Annotated in this window: 17 protein-coding genes and 2 pseudogenes; 11 read left to right on the top strand and 8 right to left on the bottom strand. The window is 72.9% G+C overall.

Features of this window, described 5'->3' with window-relative positions; translation table 11 throughout:
• From ACIQMV_RS29480 to ACIQMV_RS29460, 5 genes and pseudogenes are all read right to left on the bottom strand, one after another.
• Window positions 1-593 (bottom strand): annotated as a pseudogene (locus ACIQMV_RS29480) (LamG domain-containing protein); the annotation flags it as partial.
• A 520-nt stretch (window positions 594-1,113) separates the two neighbouring features.
• Window positions 1,114-1,764, bottom strand: coding sequence for a hypothetical protein (locus ACIQMV_RS29475; protein WP_402596339.1), 651 nt, complete (start codon window positions 1,762-1,764; stop codon window positions 1,114-1,116).
• A gap of 92 nt (window positions 1,765-1,856) precedes the next feature.
• Window positions 1,857-4,286, bottom strand: a complete 2,430-nt coding sequence (locus ACIQMV_RS29470; RefSeq protein ID WP_402596338.1) for a glycosyltransferase — start codon at window positions 4,284-4,286, stop codon at window positions 1,857-1,859.
• Window positions 4,283-4,984, bottom strand: coding sequence for a GntR family transcriptional regulator (locus tag ACIQMV_RS29465; RefSeq protein WP_402596337.1), 702 nt, complete (start codon window positions 4,982-4,984; stop codon window positions 4,283-4,285). The genes ACIQMV_RS29470 and ACIQMV_RS29465 overlap by 4 nt, the downstream gene beginning before the upstream one ends.
• Window positions 4,985-5,097: 113 nt before the next feature.
• Window positions 5,098-6,453 carry an aspartate aminotransferase family protein gene (locus tag ACIQMV_RS29460; protein ID WP_402596336.1) on the bottom strand — a complete coding sequence of 452 codons (1,356 nt, stop codon included), beginning with the start codon at window positions 6,451-6,453 and terminating at the stop codon, window positions 5,098-5,100.
• Between the two features lie 217 nt (window positions 6,454-6,670).
• On the opposite strand from ACIQMV_RS29460, the pseudogene ACIQMV_RS29455 reads away from it, so the two are divergent.
• A pseudogene (locus tag ACIQMV_RS29455) lies at window positions 6,671-8,209 on the top strand (serine/threonine-protein kinase); the annotation flags it as partial.
• A 1,434-nt stretch (window positions 8,210-9,643) separates the two neighbouring features.
• On the opposite strand, the gene ACIQMV_RS29450 reads toward ACIQMV_RS29455, so the two are convergent.
• Window positions 9,644-10,393 (bottom strand): SLATT domain-containing protein, encoded by a 750-nt coding sequence (locus tag ACIQMV_RS29450; RefSeq protein WP_402596335.1) that lies wholly within the window; start codon window positions 10,391-10,393, stop codon window positions 9,644-9,646.
• Between the two features lie 255 nt (window positions 10,394-10,648).
• Between ACIQMV_RS29450 and ACIQMV_RS29445 the strand changes: the two genes are divergently transcribed.
• The 7 genes from ACIQMV_RS29445 (at window position 10,649) to ACIQMV_RS29415 (ending at window position 17,097) form a co-directional block, all read left to right on the top strand.
• The gene (locus ACIQMV_RS29445) at window positions 10,649-10,993 is read left to right on the top strand and encodes a YbaB/EbfC family nucleoid-associated protein (RefSeq protein ID WP_141359691.1); all 345 of its coding nucleotides are present in this window, start codon (window positions 10,649-10,651) and stop codon (window positions 10,991-10,993) included.
• A gap of 57 nt (window positions 10,994-11,050) precedes the next feature.
• Window positions 11,051-11,650 (top strand): recombination mediator RecR, encoded by a 600-nt coding sequence (gene recR / locus ACIQMV_RS29440; RefSeq protein WP_358736910.1) that lies wholly within the window; start codon window positions 11,051-11,053, stop codon window positions 11,648-11,650.
• The gene (locus tag ACIQMV_RS29435; protein WP_141359689.1) at window positions 11,643-12,302 is read left to right on the top strand and encodes a DUF5063 domain-containing protein; all 660 of its coding nucleotides are present in this window, start codon (window positions 11,643-11,645) and stop codon (window positions 12,300-12,302) included. Before recR ends, ACIQMV_RS29435 begins: the two co-directional genes overlap by 8 nt.
• Window positions 12,303-12,491: 189 nt before the next feature.
• On the top strand, window positions 12,492-13,769 hold the full coding sequence (locus ACIQMV_RS29430) for an aspartate kinase (RefSeq protein WP_225077007.1): 1,278 nt from the start codon (window positions 12,492-12,494) through the stop codon (window positions 13,767-13,769).
• On the top strand, window positions 13,766-14,857 hold the full coding sequence (locus tag ACIQMV_RS29425) for an aspartate-semialdehyde dehydrogenase (RefSeq protein ID WP_401776106.1): 1,092 nt from the start codon (window positions 13,766-13,768) through the stop codon (window positions 14,855-14,857). Before ACIQMV_RS29430 ends, ACIQMV_RS29425 begins: the two co-directional genes overlap by 4 nt.
• Before the next feature lie 387 nt (window positions 14,858-15,244).
• Window positions 15,245-15,940, top strand: coding sequence for a SigE family RNA polymerase sigma factor (locus ACIQMV_RS29420; protein ID WP_373996170.1), 696 nt, complete (start codon window positions 15,245-15,247; stop codon window positions 15,938-15,940).
• Window positions 15,937-17,097, top strand: a complete 1,161-nt coding sequence (locus ACIQMV_RS29415; RefSeq protein WP_402596334.1) for a hypothetical protein — start codon at window positions 15,937-15,939, stop codon at window positions 17,095-17,097. Before ACIQMV_RS29420 ends, ACIQMV_RS29415 begins: the two co-directional genes overlap by 4 nt.
• 7 nt (window positions 17,098-17,104) lie before the next feature.
• On the opposite strand, the gene ACIQMV_RS29410 is transcribed toward ACIQMV_RS29415, so the two are convergent.
• Window positions 17,105-17,920 carry an SURF1 family protein gene (locus ACIQMV_RS29410; RefSeq protein WP_141359686.1) on the bottom strand — a complete coding sequence of 272 codons (816 nt, stop codon included), beginning with the start codon at window positions 17,918-17,920 and terminating at the stop codon, window positions 17,105-17,107.
• Between the two features lie 200 nt (window positions 17,921-18,120).
• Here ACIQMV_RS29410 and ACIQMV_RS29405 point away from each other — a divergent pair, with 200 nt between their 5' ends.
• Entirely contained in the window at window positions 18,121-19,953 is a 1,833-nt protein-coding gene (locus tag ACIQMV_RS29405; RefSeq protein ID WP_141359685.1) for a prolyl oligopeptidase family serine peptidase, read from the top strand.
• Window positions 19,954-20,045: 92 nt separating this feature from the next.
• Here ACIQMV_RS29405 and ACIQMV_RS29400 read toward each other — a convergent pair whose 3' ends face one another.
• Window positions 20,046-22,028, bottom strand: coding sequence for an NAD-binding protein (locus ACIQMV_RS29400; RefSeq protein ID WP_402596344.1), 1,983 nt, complete (start codon window positions 22,026-22,028; stop codon window positions 20,046-20,048).
• Between the two features lie 243 nt (window positions 22,029-22,271).
• On the opposite strand from ACIQMV_RS29400, the gene ACIQMV_RS29395 reads away from it, so the two are divergent.
• Both ACIQMV_RS29395 and ACIQMV_RS29390 read left to right on the top strand, forming a co-directional pair.
• Window positions 22,272-22,841, top strand: a complete 570-nt coding sequence (locus ACIQMV_RS29395; protein ID WP_141359684.1) for an RNA polymerase sigma factor — start codon at window positions 22,272-22,274, stop codon at window positions 22,839-22,841.
• Between the two features lie 7 nt (window positions 22,842-22,848).
• Entirely contained in the window at window positions 22,849-23,604 is a 756-nt protein-coding gene (locus ACIQMV_RS29390; RefSeq protein WP_141359683.1) for a hypothetical protein, read from the top strand.
• Window positions 23,605-23,746 lie beyond the last annotated feature (142 nt).

Here is a 23,746-nt window from a genome sequence, read left to right as displayed (position 1 = left end):
GCCGACTTCACCACCAGCAACTGCGTGAAACCGTCCTCCTGCGCGGTCATCCGCAGATCCACATCCGGCAGCACCGACGCATACGTCGCCACCGCGCCTTCCAGCTCCGGCTTGGGCAGGGCCGTCGGCCACGACAGGCTCAGCTCACGCCCCGCCCGCCGCATCCGCACCAACGGCGCCGACCCGCCACCGGCGGAGAACTCCACCTCCACCGTCGCCGCCTTCGGCGCGACCATGCCCTCACCCGTCGCCACCAGACTGGTGTCGACCCGCTTCCAGCCACCCTGGCCACGAGCCCACACCGGACGCAGATACTCCCGCGCCTCCAGATTCCCCTCGGGCGTGGCGAACACCTCACGGCTCTCCCCACGCCGCGCGGAGACCTCCACCGGCTTCCCCGTCCGCCTGGCCTCCGCCAAAGCGTCCGCCTCCGACACACCACCCTCGGCAGGAGCGGCCTCCGCGCTCCGCGGCGCCGCCGGCACAGCCGCCGCGGCCTCACCGCCTCCCAAGGCCGGAATCACTCCCACGGCCAACGTCACGCTCAGCAGCGCCCCGAAGGCCCTGCCCCCGCCCCGCAATCCAGTCCGCATCCCCGCTGCATCCCACCCATGTCGCTCTCACAGTTGACTCACGTATCTAAAACGGGCAGGCAAAGGGAGCGTCAACAGGAAGGAAAGGGACATCAGTTGGCCAAGTTCAGTAACCGGATGTGAAGATCAATACGTTTACCGGGCTCTTCAAGATCGGGTAAAACTTTACCTTGATCGGTTTCGTCGCCGGGGCTTGCGAATGCATGGACGAGCCGAGAGCAGTTACCTGCGGCTGACACGCTGTGTAATCAAAGGCGCGCGTCCTGGGGCCGCCCGGTACCGGGAACAGGACGGCCGGTGCGGTGAGCCCGCCCGGCCGTCCCATCCGACGGTTCCGGTCAAAGGACGGCGATCAGTAACAGCAACGTCGCCATCGGGGACACAGCTCGCCGCAGGTCCGGTAACGATCTCTCGTCACGTCCCGCTTCCGGCGCGTCAAGCACGGCGGCGATCCCGAGAGCGGGATCGACTACGACCGGGGCCGCCCATGCCCGGCCGGACGAACTCAAAGTCGGAGCGCTCAGCTGAAGACGATCATCGAGCCCTGGGCCAGGCTTCGGGTGGCCGCCGCGTGGAGGCTCAGCCAGACGTGGCGTTCCCGGGCGAACGGGCTGGGGTCGTACGGCGCGGCGGCGGCCGGCTGTTCCAGTTCCGTGGGGCCGAGCGGAGGGTCGGGGGCGGCCGGTGGGTTGGCCGGGTCGATACCCAACGACGGGGCGACGTGCTCCAGTTCGCGCAGGAGAGCCTGGGAGGAGCCCAACGGGCCGCCGCCGGACAGGAGGTCCTCGTTGGACAGGGGGTGCGGGAAGTCCAGCGGGACGTACGCGCCGGCGTGGTCGTAGTGCCAGACCAGGTGGGACTGCTGGGCCGTCGTCTCGAACATCTCGAGCAACTGCTCGTAGTCGCCGCCCAGTTCGTCGACCGGGGTCAGCGGCAGGCCGCAGAGCTGGAGGAGGTAGGCGCGGCGCAGGAAGTGCAGCGCGTCGTAGTCGAATCCGGCCACCGGTGCCACCTCCCCGGACAGGCCGGGCATGTACTGGTACACCGGCACCGGTGGAAGCCCGTTTTCGGCGAGCACCTTGTTGTACTGCGCGAGTTCTTCGGCGAACGGGTTGTCCGGGGTGTGGCACAAGACGTCGACGAGCGGTACCAGCCACAGGTCACAGGCCAAAGAGGGCTCCTCGGGGAGGGCAGGGCTTCCAGCGTGTTCGGTGGTCGAAGAGTGTGAAGAAGAGTGTAGAAGCGTAGTCGGTGCGGAACCGCTCAGCTCCCCTCGTGCAGGTCCCATACCCACACCCCGCCGGTCCACGTGCCCGGACGGCCCACCAGCTTCGTCACCGCCTCCCGCAGCGGTTCCTCGTGCTGCTGGGGTGCCAGGACCAGGGCGCCCGCGTGCCAGTCGGCGAAGTCCCGCCGCGCCTGGGCCCGCCAGTCCTTGCCGAGGGCCGGTACGGACCCGGAGTAGCTCACGTCCCGCAGCATGTTGGAGGTGTAACGGGGGACGGCGCCGTAGATGCCGATGCGGTCGGGGCCGTAGGGACCGTTGAAGTAGCCGCCGGGGAGCTTGAAGCCGAGGTGGGCCGCGGTCTGCCAGTGCAGGGCCTCCGCGTTGCCGGGGTCGGGCAGCGGTATCGGCACCAGGGTCTCGCCGTCGCGGACGTAGGACTTCCAGAGGCCGGCCGTGATGAACTCCGGTACCGGGGCGCGGCCTTCGGCCTTCAGTGGCGCCGGGACCAGCGGCAGCAGCGCCAGACAGACCGCCAGCAGGCCGCCGTAGAGCGTGCCGACGCGGCCGGTCGCCGTGATCCTGGCGACGGCGATCGCCAGCAGCATGCCCAGCGCCGGCGCGCAGATCATCGCCACGCGCCCCTCGATGACCGATTCGAACAGCGGCAGGTGGGCGAGCGGCGCCCACGGGCCGGGGTAGACCGTGTCGGTCAGCGGCACGCGGAACTTCGGGCCCAGGGACAGCAGGGCCGCGGCGGCCGTCGTGACCGCCAGCGCCTTCACCAGCGCGTGCTCCCACAGCCGTACGGTGATCCCGAAGGCGAGCAGGAGCAGCGGCCAGCCGTAGAAGGCGTTCTGCTCCGTGGGGTTCAGGGACAGCGCGTCCGCCTTCTGGGCGTCGCCCGCGAGCAGGGAGCGCTCGGCGAAGGAGATCAGGGCGAGCGGGCTGTTGCCGGCGTTGTCGCCGTGCAGCACGCTCTTGTAGCTCTGCGGGCCCGCGAACTGCCAGTACAGCGGGTAGGCGACGATCGGCAGGCACACCGCCGCGGCGATCAGCAGTCCCTTCAGGAGGGGCCGCCATGCCTCCCGCGCGACCTCCCTGCGGACGAGTCCGTAGGCGGCGGCGAACAGGGTCATGCCGATCGCGGCGAGCAGCAGCGGCTCCTCGCCGAGGAAGATCTGGTACGCCGCCATCAGCCCGAGCACGATCCCGTCCCGCCGCACCCGGGTGCCCTCGCACAGGCGCAGCGCCCGGTCGACGATCAGCGGGATCATGAACAGGATCACGAAGTTCGGGTGCGCGTTGGCGTGACTGACCATCGGCGGGGCGAAGGCGGCCAGGCAGGCGCCGGTGAAGGCGGCGCCCCGGTGCCGTACGACCCGTCTGACGATCAGCCAGTACCAGGCGGCCGCGGTGGCCGCGAGCCCCAGGGTCATGCAGACGCTCAGCGAGACCGTCGGGCCGAAGGCCAGCGTGACCGGGGCGAAGGGGACGGACATCCCCAGCATGACTGTGTTGGCCATGAGGTTCACGCCGTCGGGGAAGCCCTGGAGATCGGTGAACAGGGGGTTGCGCAGATGGGCGACGCTGTCGGCGGTGACCGCGAAGAACCACTCCCACTGGTTCTGGTCCTGGAGGGAGTCGGGGAGGTAGCGGTGGGCCGGGTCGAAGAGGCGGCCCGAGTAGAGGGTGACCGCCATCAGCAGGAAGAGCGCGGCGGCGAACAGGTCGGCCGGGCGGACGGAACGGGTCTTGAGCCGGCCCAGTTCGGCGAGGACCCGTAGGTAGTCCAGCGGGGCGACCTTCGAACCGGACTGGTGCGCCCAGCGGACCGGCACCTCGGCCACCGGCCAGTCGCGGCGGCGGAAGTGCTGGAGGACCTCCACGTCGATGCCCCAGCCGCTCAGCCGCGAGGCGGCGAACGCCTCGCGGGCCCGGTCGCCCTCGAAGAGTTTGAAGCCGCACTGGGTGTCGCGTATGCCGGGCACCGCGATGCGCCGTATCAGCAAGTTCCCGGCGCGGCCCAGCAGTTCGCGCACCCGGTGCTGGCGCCTGGCTATCGTCGCGCCCGGCACCGAGCGGGAGCCGATCGCGGCCGCGCCGCCCTCGCCGAGCGCCTTGTCGAGCTGTTCCAGCTCCTCGATGGGGGCGGCGAGGTCGGCGTCGGTGACCAGCACCCGGCGGCCGCGGGTGGCGGTCACCCCGAGGCGCAGTGCGTGGCCCTTGCCGCGGTTGCGGTCGCCGACGACGAGCCGGACGCGCGGGTCCCGGCGGTCCGTGACGAGGCCGCCGGTGCCGTCGGTGGACCCGTCGTCGGCGACGACGACCTCCCACGAGCCGAAGCGGCCCTCGTTGTCGGCCAGATAGGCGGTGACCGCGTCGAGGGTGGGCCCGAGCCGACGTTCCTCGTTGTAGGCCGGGATGACGACGGACAGGTCGACGGCCCCGGTGACGGTCTCGCTCATGCGGTGGCCAGCCGCTCGACGAGGGCGAGGTCGTGCGCGTGGTACGCGGCGACGATCGCGCGGGCGGCCGGGGCGTCGCCCCTCACCATGGCGTCGACGAGTTCGGTGTGGGCGGACCACAGCAGGCCGCGCAGATCGCCGCGGCGGCGCAGGTGCTGCACCGCGCACACCCAGAACTGCACGCGCAGCCGGTTCAGGAAGTCGGAGAGGTAGGGATTGCCGAACAGGGCGCCGAGTTCCCGCCAGAAGCGCAGGTCGTAGCCGATCAGGACGGTCAGGTCGCCGGCGGTGGCCGCGCGCTGCGCCTCCTCGCCGCGCCTGCGCACCCCGGTGAGCGTGGCCTTGACGTACGGGTCGTCGGGCCGGCGGAAGGCCTCGGGCGCAGAGACGGCGGCCTGGAACATGCCGTCGGTGACCAGAGCACGGGCCTTGATCATGTCGTGGAGGTCGTGCAGCGAGTACTCGCGCACGTGGAAGCCGCGGTGCTGGTCGGCCTCCAGCAGGCCCTGCGCGGACAGGTCGACGAGCGCCTCGCGCACCGGGGTCGCGGACACCCCGTACTGCTCGGCGATCTCCTTGACCGTGAACTCCTGCCCCGGCTGGAGCCGCCCGGCCAGCACCTCGTCCCGGAGCGCGTCCACGATCTGCTGCCGCAGGGTGCTGCGCGTCACGGCGCCGTTGCCGCTGATGCCGGGCATGGTCGGGGCGTCTCCTTGCGCGTGCGGGTGGCGTACTCGTACATCCATGTCTACGAGCACGCCACCTTACGCGTTCGGGGTGCCGCCGATTCCGGCTCGCGCGGCCCGCGCCGCTACTCGGTGTGCTCGTCGGCCACCGACAGCGCGGCGTCCAGCGCCGCCAGGCCTTCCTTCAGCTCGGCCTCGGTCGCGTTGCACGGCGGGACGACGTGCGTGCGGTTCATGTTGATGAAGGGCCACAGGCCGTTCGCCTTCGCGGCGGCGCCGAAGGCCGCCATCGGGGCGTTCGCCTCCCCGGCCGCGTTGTAGGGCACCAGCGGCTCGCGGGTCTCGCGGTTCTTCACCAGCTCCACGGCCCAGAACATGCCCACGCCGCGCACGTCGCCGACGCTCGGGTGCCGCTCGGCCAGCTCGCGCAGCCCCGGCTCCACGACCTCGGCGCCGAGCCGCTTGGCGTTCTCGACGACGCCCTCCTCGGCCATCACGTTGATCGTCGCGACGGCCGCCGCGCACGCCAGCGGGTGGCCGGAGTACGTCAGACCGCCGGGGTAGGCCCGCTTGCCGAAGGTCTCCGCGATCTTCCCGGAGATGGCGACGCCGCCCAGCGGCACGTACCCGGAGTTCACGCCCTTGGCGAAGGTCATCAGGTCCGGCACGACATCGAAGAGGTCCGCCGCGAACCACTCACCGGTCCGCCCGAAGCCGGCCATGACCTCGTCCAGGATGAAGACGATCCCGTACTTGTCGCACAGCTCGCGCACCCCGGCCAGGTAGCCGGGCGGGGGCACCATGATCCCGGCGGTGCCGGGGATGGTCTCCAGGATGATCGCGGCGATGGTCGCGGGCCCCTCGAAGGCGATCGTCGCCTCCAGGTGCTCGAGGGCCCGCGCGCACTCCTGCTCCTCGGTCTCGGCGTAGAAGCGGGAGCGGTAGAGGAAGGGCGCCCAGAAGCGCACCACGCCCGCCGCGCCGGTGTCCGACGCCCAGCGCCGCGGGTCGCCGGTGATGTTGATGGCCTGCTGCGTGCCGCCGTGGTACGAGCGGTACGCCGAGAGCACCTTGGGCCGCCCGGTGTGCAGCCGCGCCATGCGCACCGCGTGCTCGACGGCGTCCGCGCCGCCGTTGGTGAAGAAGATCTTGTCCAGGTCGCCCGGCGTCCGCTCGGCGATCAGCCGTGCCGCCTCGGACCGTGCCTCGACGGCGAACGCCGGCGCGAACGTGGTCAGGGTGGCGGCCTGCTCCTGTATCGCGGCGACGACCTTGGGGTGCTGATAGCCGATGTTGGTGAAGACGAGCCCGCTGGTGAAGTCCAGGAAACGCTTGCCGTCGTAGTCCCAGAAGTACGAACCTTCGGCACCGGCCACGGCCGGCGGGTCGATGAGGTCCTGGGCGGACCAGGAGTGGAACACGTGCGCCCGGTCCGCGGCCTTCACGACTGCACCGGCTTCGGGATTCGGCTGAGGGGTCATGCGGCGAGGGTAAACGGCGTGGACGGGAGCGCGACATCGGCGCCCTGTCTGTGGACGCGGGGTTTTAGCGACAGGTTGTCTGGAGGGCGGCCCGCGCGGGGCGGACCTGTTACGGAACCGTCGACGCCGGGGCGCCCGGCCGGACGGGCCGCCGCACTATTCTCGGTCTGACGCACAGGGGCCGTATCGGGGGATATCGGGGGGAGGCGGTTCGGCCATGGAGAGGCTGGGGCCTGGCGATCCGCAGAGGATTGGTGCCTACCGGCTGCTGGCGCGGCTCGGGGCCGGCGGCATGGGGCAGGTGTTCCTGGCCCGGTCGGACCGGGGGCGGACGGTCGCCGTGAAGCTGGTGCGGCGGGAGCTGGCGCAGCAGGAGGAGTTCCGGGCGCGGTTCCGGCAGGAGGTGCGGGCCGCGCGGCAGGTCGGCGGGTACTGGACCGCGCCCGTGCTGGACGCGGACACCGAGGCCGCGGTGCCGTGGGTGGCCACCGGGTACGTCGCCGGGCCGAGCCTGCAACGGGTCGTCGGGCACGACCACGGCCCGCTGCCCGAGCGGTCCGTGCGGATCCTCGCGGCCGGACTGGCGGGCGCGCTGAAGGACATCCACGCCGCCGGTCTCATCCACCGCGACCTCAAGCCCTCGAACGTGCTGGTGACGATCGACGGGCCGCGCGTCATCGACTTCGGCATCGCCCGCGCGCTGGAGACCGTCACGGACGGCGGGCTCACGCGGACCGGCGCGCTGGTCGGCTCGCCCGGTTTCATGGCGCCCGAGCAGGTCCGCGGCGACCGGGTCACGACCGCGTGCGACGTCTTCTGCCTGGGTTCGGTCCTCGCGTACGCGGCGACCGGCGCGCTTCCGTTCGGCGGCGCCGACAGCGGAGTGCACGCGCTGATGTACCGCATCGCCGAGAAGGAACCCGACCTCGAGGCGCTGCCCGAGGGCATCGCCGACCTCGTCCGCGCCTGCCTGAAGAAGGACCCGGCGGCCCGGCCCACCGTGGACCGGATCATCCAGCGCACCGGCGCCGAGGACACGATCGCCGACGGCCGCCTGCGCGACCCGTGGCTGCCGAGCGCCCTGGTCGCCCAGCTCGGACGCCACGCGGTCCAGCTCCTGGACGCGGAGAACCCGGAGGAACCGCGGGAGACGACGACACCCCCGAGCCCGACGGGCCCCACGGGGCAGGCGGCGGGCGCGCCCGGCCCTTACGGACCGTCCGGCACGCCCGGGGCCGTGGCAGGAGCGCCGGCTGCCGGGCTCGCATCCGCCGCTTCGGGCGCACCCGGCCCTTACGGTGCGTCGCCCGGTGCGCCGGGTGCGCCGGGTGCGCCGGGAGTGCCGGGAGCCGCCGGGGGTTCGGGTGGGGCCGGGGCCGTTCCGGGGCCGCCTGCTGCCGGTGTGCCTGGCCCTTATGGGGCGTCGGTGTCGCCCAGTGCGCCTGGTGTGCCGGGGGCCGCCGGGGCGGTGTCGGGGGCGCCTGCCGACGGGGCTGCTGCTGGTGTGCCTGACCCTCACGGGGCATCGGCACCGCCCGGTGCGCCCGGTGCGTCGGGAGCCCCCGGGGCTTCTGGAGGGGCTGGTGCCGTTCCGGGGGCGCCAGTCGCGGGGGCGGCTTCGGGTGTGCCTGGCTTTTATGGGCCGTCGGCGTCGTCCGGTACGCCCGGTGTACCGGGAGCCACCGGGGCTCCGGGAGGCGCTGGGGCGGTGTCGGGGGCGCTTGCCGGCGGGGCCGCTGCCGGTGTGCCCGGCCCCCACGAGGCGGCCGCGTCGCCCGGTACGCCCGGTGTCGTCCCGGGAGCCGCCGGGGCTCCCGGAGGGCCTGGGCCGGTCTCCGGGGCGCCTGCTGACGGGCCCGGAGCTGCCGCTTCGGGTGTGCCCGGCCCGCATGGGGCCTCGGTGTCGCCCGGTGCGCCGGGTGCCGCCGAGGGTTCGGGTGGGGCTGGTGCCGTTCCGGGAGCGCCCGCTGCCGGTGTGCCCGGTCCTCACGGGGCCTCGGTGTCGCCCGGTGTGTCCGGGGTGCCGGGAGGCGCCGGGGTTTCTGGAGGGCCTGGGTCTGTCTCCGGGGCGTCCGTTGCCGGTTCCGGGGCCGCCGGAGGCGGCTCGCAGGGGCCGGGTGCGGCTTCCGGCGCCGCCGGTCCCGCCGGGGCGCAGCCGTACGCCTCCCCCGAGCACGCACCCGTCTCCGACGCCTCCTCGCCACCGCCGCCCGCACAGCCCGGCGGTGGGGGACACACCCCGGTGAATCACCTGCCCACCATGATCGCGGGGCAGGCGCCGCCCCCGGGCCCGGCGTCCGCTCCCGTCCCGTACGGCTACCCCCAGCAGCACCCCCAGCCCGCCGCCTACGGCTACCCGCAGCAACCCGGCGGCTGGGGTGCGCCACCCGGACACCATCCGTACGGCGGCCTGGGGCAGACCCCTCCGTACGGCCCGCCTCCCATCGGCTCGACCCCTCCGTACGGCCCGAGCCCGCTCCCGGACCGGGAGCCGCGCCGCAGCGGCCGCTCCACCGCGGCGCTGGTCGCGGTGGCACTGGTGGTGGCGCTCGGCGCAGGCGGTTCCGTGTACGTCCTGATGCGCGACGGCGGCGACAGCAACAACAAAGGCGGCGGGTCCGGCCCGACGCCGACCGCCGGCGTGTCCACCACGCACGACGCCACGGGCCCCGGCGGCTCCGATCCGTCACCGGCGGCCTCGCAGCCGAAGTCCCCGTCGCCGGTCGGCGGCGTGGTCCCGACCGGCTACCTCGGCAGCTGGACGGCGACGATCCACAACGCCTACGGAGCGAACAGCCGCCGGCTCACCATCACCCAGGGAAACGTGGGCGACACCGTGCTCACCCTCGTCGCCGACGGGCCCACCGACAGCGGCAGCACCTACCACTGCGTGTTCGAGGCCCGGCTCGCCCAGCGGCCGAGCGGCGGCGGCCCGCTGGAGATCGGCCCCTCCGTCGTCACGACCGGACAGCAGAGCGAGGGGTGCAACCCGGGCGCGGCCACGCAGGTCACCCTGCTGCCGGACGGCACGCTCCAGCGCGTGAACACCGGCAGCGGGGAGAAGCTGGCGTACACCAGGCAGTGACGCCGTCGGCGCCACCGTGCAGTGACGGCGTCAGCGCCACCGTGCAGTGACGCCGTCGGCGCCACCGAACACTGCCGGACCGGTGCCACCAGGCGGTGACCGGGGTCAGCGCGGCTCCGGCGGCCGCTGCCGGGGCATGTTCGGCCGTGCGGCGCCCGGCGGCAGCGGCAGCCGCCCGTGCCCGCCGGGCGGCTCGGACCGCCCGGCGACTCCCGGTCCCGCCGTCCGAAGGCCCATCGGCGCCGAGCCGATACGGAACTCCACCATCCAGTCGGCCGTCTCCGTGCGCACCAGCTCGTTGACGTCCTCCGAGAACCGCCGCAGCACCCCCAGGCACCGCTCGGCGGCCTCACCGGCCGTTCCCTCCGCCGGACCCAGCACCTCCCGCACGTTCTCGGACGCCCAGTCGAACTGGAGCACCTGCAACCGGCGCTGCACGGCCTGCGCGGTCGCCACGTCCCGCATCCACCCGGCCGTCACCCCGAAGTACCGGTCGATCCCGACACACGCCACGCACAGCAGCAGCGCCACATACCCCCAGGGCGCCACGCCGTCGGCCGCCCCGGCCAGATCGAGCAGGGGCAGCGCCGCCCCCGTCACCGCCCCCGCCGCGGCCCCGGCCCGCAGCGCACGCGCCCCGCGCCGCTTCCACACCCGCTCCCCGAGGTACCAGGCCACGGTCTGCAGCGCCCCCCGCTCCACCCAGCGGTACAGCTCGTCCAGCCGCTGCGCCGGATCTCCCCAGTCGCCGAGCGGGAACGGCCGCCCGGTCAGATCGCCCGGCCGCAGCCCGGCCGCCCCGTCGCCCCGCCCGTCCTGCGGCGGACGCTCGGGCTGCATCTCCGGCTGACCCACCCGGCACTCCCTACTGATTACGATCCGTGACGCTGGCTGACACGCCGGACCCTTCCTACCCCCCAATGGGTGGCGAGGCGCCGGGAAGCACGGCTTTTCCGCCCGTAAGAGGGCCTTGATCAGGTATAGAACTCATCCAAGACTCACTCGAAAGAGTGGCGGGGCGCTGCCTGCCCGGACCACGTAGGCTCGTGCCAGCGGGGAACCGGCGAATCGGTCCCCGCCCGGAAAGCCGTACGAACGCAGGAGCTGATCGTGATTCCCGGTGGTGGCCAGCCCAACATGCAGCAACTGCTCCAGCAGGCCCAGAAGATGCAGCAGGACCTTCAGCGGGCCCAGGAGGAGCTGGCGCGGACCGAGGTCGACGGGCAGGCGGGCGGCGGTCTGGTGAAGGCCACCGTCACCGGCGCCGGCGAGCTGCGCGCGCTGAAGATCGACCCCAAGGCGGTGGACCCGGAGGACACCGAGACCCTCGCCGACCTGATCGTCGCCGCCGTCCAGGCGGCCAACGAGAACGCCCAGGCACTCCAGCAGCAGAAGCTCGGCCCGCTGGCCCAGGGACTGGGCGGCGGCACCGGAATCCCGGGGCTGCCTTTCTGAGGCGGGCGCGGGCAACTACCGTACGTACCGAAGCGATCCAGGAAGGACGGCAGTCCGTTGTACGAAGGCGTGGTTCAGGACCTCATCGACGAGCTCGGGCGGCTGCCCGGCGTCGGTCCCAAGAGCGCGCAGCGGATCGCCTTCCACATCCTCCAGGCGGAACCGGCGGACGTACGACGGCTCGCCCAGGCCCTGCTCGAGGTGAAGGCGAAGGTCCGCTTCTGCGCGACCTGCGGCAACGTCGCGCAGGAGGAGCTGTGCGGGATCTGCCGCGACAGCCGCCGCGACCCCTCGGTCATCTGTGTGGTCGAGGAGCCGAAGGACGTCGTCGCCGTCGAGCGCACCCGAGAGTTCCGCGGCCGTTACCACGTCCTCGGCGGGGCGATCAGCCCCATCGAGGGCGTCGGCCCGGACGACCTGCGCATCCGGGAACTCCTGGCCCGTCTGGCGGACGGCACGGTCACCGAGCTGATCCTGGCCACGGACCCGAATCTCGAAGGCGAGGCGACGGCGACGTACCTCGCCCGCATGATCAAGCCCATGGGCCTGAAGGTCACCCGCCTGGCCAGCGGCCTCCCGGTGGGCGGTGACCTGGAATACGCGGACGAGGTCACCCTCGGCCGCGCCTTCGAGGGGAGACGACTCCTAGATGTCTGACGCCACGCTGCACGCCACCAGCCAGAACCCGGACGACTTCGCCGTCCAGATCGCCGACCAGGTGGAGAGCTTCCTGGTCGCGGTCACCGAGGTCGCCAAGGGCGACGAGCCGGACTCGGCGGTGCCCTTCCTGCTGCTGGAGGTCTCCCAGCTGATGCTGGCCGGCGGCCGGCTGGGCGCGCACGAGGACATCGTCCCCGACGAGCGCTACGAACCCGACCCCGGCCCGGAGCAGGACGTGGACCAGCTCCGCGAGAACCTCGCGCGGCTGCTGGAGCCGATCGACGTCTACTCCGAGGTCTTCGACCCCTACGAGCCGCGCCGGGCACCCGTGCCCGCCCGTATCTCCGACGACCTGGCGGACGTCATGGCCGACCTGCGGCACGGCATGGTCCACTACCGCGCCGGCCGCACCACCGAGGCCCTGTGGTGGTGGCAGTTCTCCTACTTCTCCAACTGGGGCTCCACGGCCTCCGCCACCCTGCGCGCCCTCCAGTCCCTGGTCGCCCACGTCCGCCTCAACCAGCCCCTGGAGGAGCTGGACGGCCTGGACACCGACCAGGGCATGGGCGACGAGACCCTGGAGTTCGAGGCCGGCAAGGTCATGGCGGAGGAGATCGCGGACCCGCTGGGACTGCGCCGGGCACGCTGACCGTCCGGTGTGACCCGGCGCACTTTCCGAGTGGTGCTCCGGTGCCTGGGCATGAGCCGTTCTGACCAGCGGGCGCCGGGCATCTCACCATGCGGTATCGCGAAAGGGAAATTCGGACGCTCGATAGACTGAGCCGACCGCACCGCGTATGCGCGAGTGCGATGGACACGGACTGAGCGAGGAGCGCACGTGGGCCTTGTCGTGCAGAAGTACGGAGGCTCCTCCGTAGCCGATGCCGAGGGCATCAAGCGCGTCGCCAAGCGGATCGTGGAAGCCAAGAAGAACGGCAACGACGTGGTTGTCGTGGTTTCCGCGATGGGCGACACGACGGACGAGCTGATCGATCTCGCCGAGCAGGTTTCCCCGATGCCTGCCGGGCGCGAGCTCGACATGCTGCTGACCGCCGGAGAGCGGATCTCCATGGCCCTGCTGGCCATGGCGATCAAAAACCTGGGTCACAAGGCCCAGTCGTTCACCGGCAGCCAGGCAGGTGTCATCACCGACTCGGTGCACAACAAAGCCCGGATCATCGATGTCACGCCGGGCCGGATCCGGACCGCGCTGGACGAGGGCAACATCGCCATCGTCGCCGGTTTCCAGGGCGTCAGCCAGGCAGGGAAGGACATCACCACGCTGGGGCGTGGCGGGTCCGACACCACCGCCGTGGCGCTCGCGGCCGCCCTCGACGCCGAGGTGTGCGAGATCTACACCGACGTCGACGGCGTGTTCACCGCCGACCCGCGCGTGGTGGCGAAGGCCCGGAAGATCGACTGGATCTCCTTCGAGGACATGCTGGAGCTGGCCGCGTCCGGCTCCAAGGTGCTGCTCCACCGCTGTGTGGAGTACGCGCGCCGGTACAACATCCCGATCCACGTCCGCTCCTCCTTCAGCGGATTGCAGGGCACGTGGGTCAGCAGCGAGCCGATTCAGCAAGGGGACAAGAAGGTGGAGCAGGCCATCATCTCCGGTGTCGCACACGACACCTCCGAGGCCAAGATCACGGTCGTCGGCGTGCCCGACAAGCCCGGCGAGGCCGCCTCCATCTTCCGTACGATCGCCGATGCCGAGATCAACATCGACATGGTCGTGCAGAACGTGTCCGCCGCCGCCACCGGCCTGACGGACATCTCCTTCACGCTGCCGAAGGCCGAGGGCCGCAAGGCCATCGACGCGCTGGAGAAGAACCGGGCCGGCATCGGCTTCGACTCCCTGCGCTACGACGACCAGATCGGCAAGATCTCCCTGGTCGGCGCGGGTATGAAGACCAACCCGGGCGTCACCGCCGACTTCTTCACCGCGCTGTCCGACGCGGGCGTGAACATCGAGCTGATCTCGACCTCCGAGATCCGTATCTCGGTCGTCACCCGCCAGGACGACGTGCCGGGGGCCGTGCGTGCCGTGCACAGCGCCTTCGGGCTCGACTCCGACAGCGACGAGGCCGTCGTCTACGGAGGCACCGGGCGATGAGCGACCGACCGACGCTCGCGGTCGTGGGAGCGACCGGAGCCGTCGGCACGGTACTGCTCCGGATCCTGTCCGAGCGCGCGGACATCTGGGGCGACATCCGCCTGCTCGCCATTCCCCCGGACTCCCACCCGCGTCCGAGCGGCGGGGAGCCCGAGCGCGCGGTCGGCCGCAGGCTGACCGTGCGCGGCGAGGAGGTCGAGGTGGCCGCGCTCGCCGAGGACGCCTTCGACGGGGTGGACATCGCCCTGTTCGACGTCCCCGACGAGGCCGCCGCGCACTGGGCGCCGCTCGCCGCCGCCCGGGGCGCGGTGGTGGTCGACAACTCGGGCGCCTTCCGCACCGACCCGGACGTGCCGCTCGTCGTGCCCGAGGTCAACCCGCACGCGGCGCGGCGGCGCCCGCGCGGGATCGTCTCCAGCCCCCACTGCACCACCCTGTCCATGATCGTGGCGCTGGGCGCGTTGCACGCCGAGTTCGGCCTGCGCGAGCTGGTCCTCTCCTCGTACCAGGCGGTGAGCGGGGCCGGACACGAGGGCGTGGAGACCCTGCGCCGGCAGCTGTCCCTGGTGGCGGGCACCGAGCTGGGGACCAGCCCCGGTGACGTGCGGCGGGCCGTCGGGGACGACACCGGTCCGTTCCCGGAGCCGGTGGCGCTGAACGTCGTGCCGTGGGCCGGGTCGCTGTGCGACGAGGGCTGGTCGTCGGAGGAGATGAAGCTGCGGGACGAGTCCCGCAAGGTGCTCGGGCTGCCGCGGCTGCCGGTCGCCGTGACCTGCGTGCAGGTCCCGGTGGTCACCACGCACTCCCTGACCGTGCACGCCCGCTTCGAGGGTGAGGTCACGGTCGGCAAGGCGCGGGAGATCCTGGCCACCGCGCCCGGCGTGGTGCTGTACGACGACCCGGCGGCGGGCGAGTTCCCCACGCCCGCCGACGTGGTGGGCACCGATCCGACGTGGGTCGGGCGGGTGCGCCGGGCGCTGGACGATCCCACGGCGCTGGATTTCTTCGTGTGCGGTGACAACCTGCGCAAGGGCGCGGCGCTGAACATCGCGCAAATCGCGGAACTGGTCGCGGCCGAGGCGCAGTGACTCCTGTCGTACGAGTGGGCCCCCGCCGGAAATGCCGTGGCCAGGGGCCTGTTTGTTTGTAGGATCCATGTAAGAATCATGGTCCGGCCGGTGGGCTGGACCACTTGATCCATGCCGTTCGGCGGCTGATGATTTGCCTCCCCGTCCTTTGCAACCGCGCGAAGGGCGGGGAGCGTCTTTGCGGTCGCCCTTCGGGGGCGTGGGGACGCTGCGGGACGTGGGGACGTCCCGGTGATTCAGGCATAGGGGATGAGCGGGACGCATGAGGCCATACCAGGCGCATTCGGTTGTGCCGCCTGCCGCGAGAACGTCGCCGGACGCGGCACACGGCGCAAATGACTTGCCCGGCACGTACAACCCCGGCGGGGGGAGACGTGTCCAACTGGCGTGGCAGAGGTTCTTGAGTTCACCCCCAGGCTCTTCGAGCGGGGGGTATCCCCAGCGGCGACCCGCGGCACCGCACTGCGGCCGCCCCGCGCGGCGCTCCGTCCGCGCGTTCCCGGCGGCATGCCGGTGATCGCGCCCATGCCCGCCGCGCGGCCCGCCCGCATACCCAGTCAGCGTGAGGCCGCCGAGGAGACCGTGGCGGCCGGCACCACCGTCGACCATCTCACCGAGACCTACCGCGCGCACTACCGCTCGCTGCTGGGCCTGGCCGCGCTCCTCCTCGACGACACGGCCTCCTGCGAGGACGTGGTCCAGGAGGCGTTCATCCGCGTCCACTCCGCGCGCAAACGCGTCCGGGACCCGGAGAAGACCCTCGCCTACCTGCGGCAGACGGTCGTCAATCTCTCCCGCTCGGCCCTGCGCCGCCGCATCCTCGGCCTGAAGCTGCTGTCCAAGCCGATGCCGGACATGGCCAGCGCCGAGGAGGGCGCCTACGACCAGCTGGAGCGCGACTCCCTGATCAAGGCGATGAAAGGCCTCCAGCGCCGCCAGCGCGAGGTCCTGGTGCTGCGCTACTTCGCGGACATGACCGAGGCGCAGGTCGCCGAGACCCTCGGGATCTCGCTGGGCTCGGTCAAGGCGTACGGCTCGCGCGGCATCGCGGCGCTGCGGGTCGCGATGGGGGCGTCGGCATGAGGGAGCACGACGAGGACCGCGACGAGCGTGAGCCGGACGAACCCGGCGCCTCGCGCGAGGCGGACCATCAAGAGCACACGCAATCGCACGCTGGGAACGGAACCGTGAACCACAGCCCCGACGAACTCGGCCCGGACGGGCTCGACTCGGACGAGCTGGAACTGCGCAGGATGCTGCACCAGGCGGTCCAGGACGTCGAACTGCGGGACGGCACGCTGGACCACCTGAGGCACGCGGTCCCGGCGCGGCGGGCGCGCAAGCGGCAGGCCGTCGTCGGCATGGCGGCCGCCGCCCTGTTCGTCGGCACCGCCATCCCCGCCCTCGTGCACGTCTCCCGCACCGCCGACTCCGACGCCAACCCGGCCATCGCCGGGAAGGCCTCCGAGGCCCAGGACGGTACGAGCCAGGGCAAGGGACCGGACGGCGGCGAGAGCGCCATCGGCGGCTCCTCGGGCAAGGCCGCCGGCGGGGGCGCGGAGGGCCGAAAGGACGACCACAAGGGCGGTCCGGACGCGGCTGCCGACAGTGGACCCACCGGCGGTCCGGACAGCCCCTCGGCCTCCTCCGGCAGCGACGCCCCGGTGTGCACGGCCGCCCAGCTCGGCCCCGCCACCGCCACCGTCGACGCCCCCGACTCGGCCGGGGTCGTCTACGGCACCTTCCATGTCACCAACGTCTCCGCCGGCAGTTGCCGGGTCGGCGGCTCCGGATCGGTGAGCACCCTCGCGCAGGGCGCGGCCGACGCCACCAGGATCACCGTGGTCGTACACACCTCCGGCGACGCGGCGGCGGAACTGCCCGACCCCTCCACCGAGGTGCCCGGCCTGCTCCTGCCGTCCGGCTCGGCGTACGAGGTGAAGTTCGCCTGGGTGCCCTCCCAGACCTGTCCGACCAGCGGCGGCGGCAGCACCGGCGGCAACGAGACCGGCGGGCCCTCGTCCGACCCGTCCCCGACCCAGGGGGCGAGCACCACGGGTGCCACGAGCACCGGCGGCGACTCCGGCGTCACCACCCAGATGCTCCTGGCGGACGGCACGGCCGACGGCAGCGTCGTGGTCTCCCACACCCCGGAGGCCGGCTCGCCCTCGGCGTCGGTGACGGTGACGAACGCGTGTGCGGGGACGGTCTACCGGACCGGGGTGCTCCCGGCGTCGTAGGGGCCGGTCAGGCGCCGGACGCGCCGCTCGACGCGGGCGCCGGCACCGGGACCTCGTCGGCCTCCTCGGGCGCCAGCCCCAGTTCCGCGTCCCGTAGGGCCTCCACCTCGCGGCGCACCAGCCGGAACCACATGAAGACCACGAAGCCGGCGAAGACGAACCACTCGCCGGTGTAGCCGAGGTTCTGGAACGCCTTCAGGTCCAGCCCGGTGTTGCCGGGGGCCTTCGCCGGCACCGCCTTCATCCCGGGGTCGGCGTGGTCGAGGGTGACCCAGGCGTCGTAGACGCCGTACGGCACGAGGTTCACCAGCGAGGCCGCGCTGATCGCCGCGGTCTGCCCGGACGGGAGTCCGCCCCGGGCGCCGACCCCGTTGTCACCCGGCGTCTCCGACGCCTGGAGCGCTCCGGTGACCGTGACCTCGCCCGCGGGCGGCGCCGGGACCCGGGCCGGGTCAGGGGTCCCTGGCAGCCAGCCGCGTACGACCGGCAGCGCCTTGCCGGAGTCGGTGCGCAGCAGCGTCAGCACGTAGTACCCCGGCTTGCCGTCCAGCTCGCGGTCCGGGACCAGCAGCTGATCGGCGTACCGGCCGGTCGCGGTGGTCGGCATGCCGGACGTGCGCTTGTCCACGGGCAGCAGCCGGTCCAGCGGGCGCGGCGCCTCCTCGCGGTAGGAGGCGGCCTGCTCGGTCGCGGTCCGGTGGTCCTGCACCCGTGCCTCGAACCGGCTCAGCTGCCAGGACCCCATGAACACACAGAAGGGGATGGCGAGCAGCACGAAGACGTTGATGCCCCACCAGCGAGGTGTCAGCAGAAACCGGTACACGCCTCAACGGTACGGTGCCGCAGGCTCCGCCCCGGTCGCGGGGTCGGCCCGGAGGGGCGCCGGGTGGTCGGGACCCGGGGCGCCCGGCGGGCGGGAAAGGTGTGGAAACCGCGAGAGGATGCGAAGGATCCGGGCGGAGTTGTCCACAGGCTGGGGAGACCGGTCGCCGATGTGACGGCGGGACCGGGCACTATGGGGTCATGACTGAGAGCAACGGGTCCGACTCGCCGCAGCAACTCGACCGGCGGGCACTCATCGAGGAGATGCCGGACTGGGAGAAGCGCTTCCGCGCGCCCCGGGTGTCCCTGCCCGACTGGGCGGAGGACGCGCCGGAGCGCTCCCTGTTCGTGTCGAACGCGACCGGGACGTACGAGCTGTACGCCTGGGACCGGGCGACGGGCGGGCAGCGGCAGGTCACCGACCGGCCGAACGGCACGACGGACGGTCTGCTCTCGCCGGACGGGCGCTGGATCTGGTGGTTCGACGACAAGGACGGCGACGAGTTCGGCGTCTGGCGGCGGCAGCCCTTCGCGGGCGGGGCCGACGAGGCGGCCGTACCCGGCCTCGGGGCGTCGTATCCGGCGGGCCTCGCCCTCGGCCGCGACGGCCGCACGGCGGTCGTGGGACGCTCGACGGACGAGGACGGCACGACCCTGCACCTGGCCCGCGACGGCCGGGTGACGGAGATCTACCGGCACCGCGAGTCGGCGGGCGTGGGCGACCTCTCCCACGACGGCTCGCTGATCGCCCTGGAGCACACCGAGCACGGCGACGCGATGCACTCGGCGCTGCGTGTGCTGCGCCCGGACGGCACGACGGTCGCCGAGCTGGACGACACCAAGGGCGGGACGGTCGAGCTGGGCCTGGAGGTGCTGGGCTTCGCCCCGGTCGACGGGGACACGCGGCTGCTCGTCGGCCACCAAAGACGCGGCCGGTGGGAGCCGCTGGTGTGGGACGTGGCGACGGGCGAGGAGCACGACCTGGCGCTCGACCTGCCCGGCGACGTGAGCGCCGAGTGGTGCCCGGACGGCGGCGGACTGCTCGTGGTGCACGGCTTCGAGGCCCGCAGCGAGCTGTTCCGCTACGACCTGGCCACCCGCGAGCTGACGACGATCCCGACCCCGCCCGGCACGGTCTCCGGCGCGACCGCCCGCCCGGACGGCAGCGTGGAGTACCTGTGGTCCTCGGCGGCCGAGCCCTCCGCGGTCCGCTCGACGCACGGCGGGGTGGTCCTCGACCCGCCCGGAATGAAGTCCCCGGGTTCGGTGCCGGTGGAGGACGTGTGGGTGGAGGGCCCCGGCGGCCGTATCCACGCCCTGGTGCAGAGGCCCGCGGGCGCGACCGGGCCGCTCCCCACGGTCTTCGACATCCACGGCGGTCCCACCTGGCACGACAGCGACTCCTTCGCCGCGGGCCCGGCCGCCTGGGTCGACCACGGCTACGCGGTGGTCCGGGTCAACTACCGCGGCTCGACGGGCTACGGCCGGGCGTGGACGGACGCGCTGAAGCACCGGGTGGGCCTGATCGAGCTGGAGGACATCGCGGCGGTCCGCGAGTGGGCCGTCGGCTCGGGGCTGGCCGACCCGGCCCGCCTGATCCTCACCGGCGGCTCCTGGGGCGGCTACCTCACCCTGCTCGGTCTCGGCACCCAGCCCGGCCTGTGGGCGCTGGGCATCGCGGTGGTCCCGGTCGCCGACTACGTCACGGCGTACCACGACGAGATGGAAGCGCTGAAGGCCATGGACCGCACCCTGCTCGGCGGCACCCCGGAGGAGGTGCCCGAGCGCTTCGAGGCATCCTCGCCGCTGACCTACGTCGACCAGGTCGAGGCCCCCGTCTACATCTCCGCCGGGGTCAACGACCCGCGCTGCCCGATCCGCCAGATCGAGAACTACGTCAAGCGCCTCCAGGCACGCGAAGCCGTCCACGAGGTGTACCGCTACGACGCCGGCCACGGATCCCTGGTCGTCGACGAACGCATCAAGCAGATCCGCCTGGAACTGGACTTCGCGGAGCGGCATCTGCCGAAGTAGGGAAGCCGCGGGGCGCGGGTGGCCCAGGACCGCGCATCCTGAGCCGCCTGCGCCCGCCCCGCGCACCTCCTACGGTCCCGGCGCCCCCGTTCCTACGGTTCCGGCGTCCCCGTCCGCTCCCGCGACCTGCGGCCCAGCAGCTCCGCCAGACCGCGCCGGGTCGCCGCGAGCACCACCCGGTCCTCCTTCCGCAGGACATAGGTGCCGGGCAGGTTCCACACCAGACCCGAGGCCCGGTCCGGGCGCTCGGCCGCCGCCTCCGGTGCGGCCGGATCCCGCCGTTCGTCCGTGGTCATCCCCACGTCCAGCGCCAGCACCCGCCAGTACCCCGGCCGGAAGGCCTCCGCGAGCGTTCTGCCCTCCAGTTGCGGATGCCCGCCCACGTCCACGGACGCGAACAGCAGCACCCGCCGCTCCACCGGGATCGCCCCCAGGATCTGCCGGCCGAACATCGCGCCGGCGAACGCGGGCGCCGCCAGGTGCGTCACGCTCCGGCTGCGCGTCAGGGCGTTCGGGTGCGCGGCCCGCAGGGTGCGGTACACCGCGGTGGCGAAGTCGTCGTCGTACAGCCGCAGCACCACCCGCAGGTCGGGGCGCACGGACCGCGCGTACAGCACGGCCTCCAGGTTCGTCGTGTCCGCGCTGGTCACGGCGAGCAGCGCGTGCGCGCGGTGGATCTTCGCGGCCTCCAGCACGCCCTCCTGCGTGACGTCCCCGAGCACCACCGGCACCCGCAGCCGCCGCGCCGTGGCCACTCCGCGCGCCTCCGGGTCCGACTCCACGCACACCACGGGAATGCGCAGCTCCCGCAGCCGTGTCAGCACCCGGGTGCCGATCTTGCCGAGTCCCAGCAGGACGACGTGTCCGCCGAGCCCCCGCGGTGGCCTGCGCAGCGCGGACGCCGACCGGAACGTGCCCAGCGCCTCGAGCACCGCGGCCAGCACCACGGGCAGCAGCAGCACACCCACCAGCCCGGTCAGCAGTTGCAGGAGCTGCCGTCCGACCGGTTCGCCGAGCGCGGGGTCGTCGATGGCGAACAGGTCGAGCAGCGTCAGGTACACCGCGCCCAGCGGGTGGATGCCGGCCACCATCCACAACGCCACCGCGAGCGCGAACACGCACGCCAGCAGACCCGCCACCGTCCACCGCAGCCGCCGCGAGAACAGCGACGTCAGCGGCGGCACGGCCGCCGCCACCACGCGCCTGGCGGACAGCGGCTCACCGGCGGCGTACGAGACCTGCTCCAGCACCACGGTCGCCCGCCCGGTGGCCGCCCGTACCGCCGCCTCGTCCGGGAGCAGCTGCGGCCGCTGGTCGCCGCTGTCCTCGGAACCGTCCGCGCCGGCCGGGTCGCTGGTCGTCGCGGACAGCAGCGCCAGTGTGCACAGCCCGGGGTCGGCGACCTGTCCCGGCGCGGGCGGCGGCCGTTCCACCGCGCGCAGCAGCAGCCCGTCGGTCTGGACGACCTTGCTGGTGCCGACGACGGCGCTGGCGGCCAGCGCGGGCGCGGCGGTGTCGGCGTCGGACAGCACGGTCGTGGACGCGTCGGTGCCCGCCGCGTGGTCGCCGCCGACCGCCAGCGCGGCGGTCTGGTCGAGAAGCTCCTCGATGTGCTGGCCCAGCCGCCGGTTGTACAGGCGGACCACGAGCCGCAGCCGCGGGTTGAGGCGGCGGGCGGTCAGGGCGGCGCGGATGTTGGTCTCGTCGTCGTCGTACACCAGGGCCAGCGCCGCCGCCCGCTCCACGCCGGCGTCCGCGAGCACGGCCTCGGTGAGTTCGGCGGCCTCCAGCAGCCGGTTCGCACCGGCCGGTTGGCCGCCTGCGCCACCGCCTGCGCCACCGCCCGAGCCACCACCTGTGCCGTTGCCCGCGCCGCCGGTCCCGACTCCCGCCCGGTTCACGGCCGCGCTCACCACCCGGTCCAGCAGCGCCGACGCCGTACGGCTGCGGCCCACCACCGGTGGCCGCACCGTGCGCTCGGAGGGCGGCACGATCAGCGTCACGTGCTCGCCGTACACCCCCCGCAACTCGGCGACCAACCGGTGCGCGAGCCCGTCGTCCCCGCACACCACCATGTGCGCACCCGTGCCGTCCGGCACACCACCCTGATACGGAACGCTCCCCACGAGGGAAGAGACTGCCGTACCGGGACGCGTGGTTCCACCATCCACCCCGGCTCGCGCACGGTCACCGCGGGCCTCCTGCCGGAGATCGTTCCGCGACAGAGCGCGCGGAGAGCGGTCCCGCGGGAGAATCGGAGCATGGGATTCCGTTTCGGTCGGGCAATCCCTGCGCGGGGATGGTCCGTATATACGGATGTGTCGAGAATCTGGTTCCCGGTGGGCCGGCTCCCGGATGAGGCTCTGCTGTCCGGGCTGGCGACCGGTGATCCGGAACTCGCGGTCAGTTTCGTACGCAGGTTTCAGCACCGGGTCTTCGGTGTCGCCGTCGCGGTCACCGGTGACCCCCAACTGGCGGAGGACATCTCTCAGCAGACATTCGAGCGGGCGTGGCGGCACGCGCAGATCTACGACTCGCGCCGCGGGTCGGTCACCACCTGGCTGACCACCATCGCCCACAACCTCGCAATCGACGCCGTACGGTCACGGCGTCAGGAACCGGTGGCGCCGGAGGACCTCGACGCGATCCTGGACGTCGTCAGCGACACCCCCGAGCGGCACGCGCTGGCCGACGAGGCGTCGTCCCGGCTGCGCGCCGCCGTGGCCGAGCTGCCGCGCGAACAGGGCCGTGCCCTGGTGATGGCCGGCATCTACGGCATGACCGCCCAGCAGATCGCCGACTGGGAGCACATTCCGCTGGGCACCGCCAAGACACGGGTCAGGACGGCGATGGGGAAGCTGCGCACCACCCTCGCCTCCTTCCAGTGAGGCGACCATGGCCAGTGAGATCAGCTGCGAGAAGCTTCGCGAGATCGGCGCCGAGCTCGCGCTGGGTGTCCTGCCCGGCCGCGAGCGGGCGGGTGCCGTCGCGCACCTGGAGAGGTGCGCGGACTGCCGCGAGTACATCGGACAGCTGACTCTGCTGGGCGACCGGCTGATCGGGCTCCTGCCGGGCAGCGAGCCGCCGGTCGGGTTCGAGAGCCGGGTGGCGCAGGCACTGACGCAGCGGGCGGCGCACGACGGGCGTGCGCACGCCCGGGCGCCGGGCATCCCGCGTCCGGGCGTGCTCGGCCGGATACGACCACGGGTCGCCGCCGCCGCGGGCGCGGTCCTCCTCGCCGTCGGCTTCGGCGGCTGGGCGGTCGGCACGGCGATCGAGTCCACCGTGGCCGGGCCCGCCTCGACCGCCGCCGTCGGGTCGGGCATGTTGTGGGGCGGGTTCACCTCCGCCGACGCGGCCGGAAAGCCGGCCGGCGAGGTCTACGCCCACCCCGGCTCCCCGGGCTGGATCTACATGAACATCGACCTCACCAAGACCGGCGCTCCCCACCAGGGCAAGGTCACCTGCCGGCTGGTGCGCAAGGACGGCACCACCGTCCCCGTCGGTGAGTTCACCCTGCACCACGGCCGCGGCGCCTGGGGCGGCCAGGCCCCCGTCGACCCCGCCAAGCTGGCCGGCGCGCGGGTGATCGCCCCCGACGGCACCGTCCTGGCCAGGGCCCACTTCGCCACGGGCGAGGAGAACTCCTGAGGGGTGCCGGTCAGGCCGGGCCACTGGCCACTGCCGGCCAATGCCGGTCAGGCCGGGCCACTGCCGGCCAACCCGGCGGGCCGGGGCTGGAAGCACTGTGCCCGGAGCCGTGACCGGTTCGGGGAGTGTGGGCCGGTCCGCC

Source organism: Streptomyces sp. NPDC091412, assembly GCF_044756885.1.
Taxonomy (GTDB): Bacteria; Actinomycetota; Actinomycetes; order Streptomycetales; family Streptomycetaceae; genus Streptomyces.
This window is presented reverse-complemented; position numbering and strand designations above follow the sequence as displayed.

What these genes read in the sequence shown, in the direction of transcription:
- ACIQMV_RS29405 (WP_141359685.1), top strand. Translation starts at nt 18,121, where the DNA reads ATGACTGAGAGCAACGGGTCCGACTCGCCGCAGCAACTCGACCGGCGG.
- ACIQMV_RS29435 (WP_141359689.1), top strand. Translation starts at nt 11,643, where the DNA reads ATGTCTGACGCCACGCTGCACGCCACCAGCCAGAACCCGGACGACTTC.
- ACIQMV_RS29415 (WP_402596334.1), top strand. Translation starts at nt 15,937, where the DNA reads ATGAGGGAGCACGACGAGGACCGCGACGAGCGTGAGCCGGACGAACCC.
- ACIQMV_RS29460 (WP_402596336.1), bottom strand. Translation starts at nt 6,453, where the DNA reads ATGACCCCTCAGCCGAATCCCGAAGCCGGTGCAGTCGTGAAGGCCGCG.
- ACIQMV_RS29400 (WP_402596344.1), bottom strand. Translation starts at nt 22,028, where the DNA reads ATGGTGGTGTGCGGGGACGACGGGCTCGCGCACCGGTTGGTCGCCGAG.
- ACIQMV_RS29425 (WP_401776106.1), top strand. Translation starts at nt 13,766, where the DNA reads ATGAGCGACCGACCGACGCTCGCGGTCGTGGGAGCGACCGGAGCCGTC.
- ACIQMV_RS29390 (WP_141359683.1), top strand. Translation starts at nt 22,849, where the DNA reads ATGGCCAGTGAGATCAGCTGCGAGAAGCTTCGCGAGATCGGCGCCGAG.
- ACIQMV_RS29470 (WP_402596338.1), bottom strand. Translation starts at nt 4,286, where the DNA reads ATGAGCGAGACCGTCACCGGGGCCGTCGACCTGTCCGTCGTCATCCCG.
- ACIQMV_RS29465 (WP_402596337.1), bottom strand. Translation starts at nt 4,984, where the DNA reads ATGCCCGGCATCAGCGGCAACGGCGCCGTGACGCGCAGCACCCTGCGG.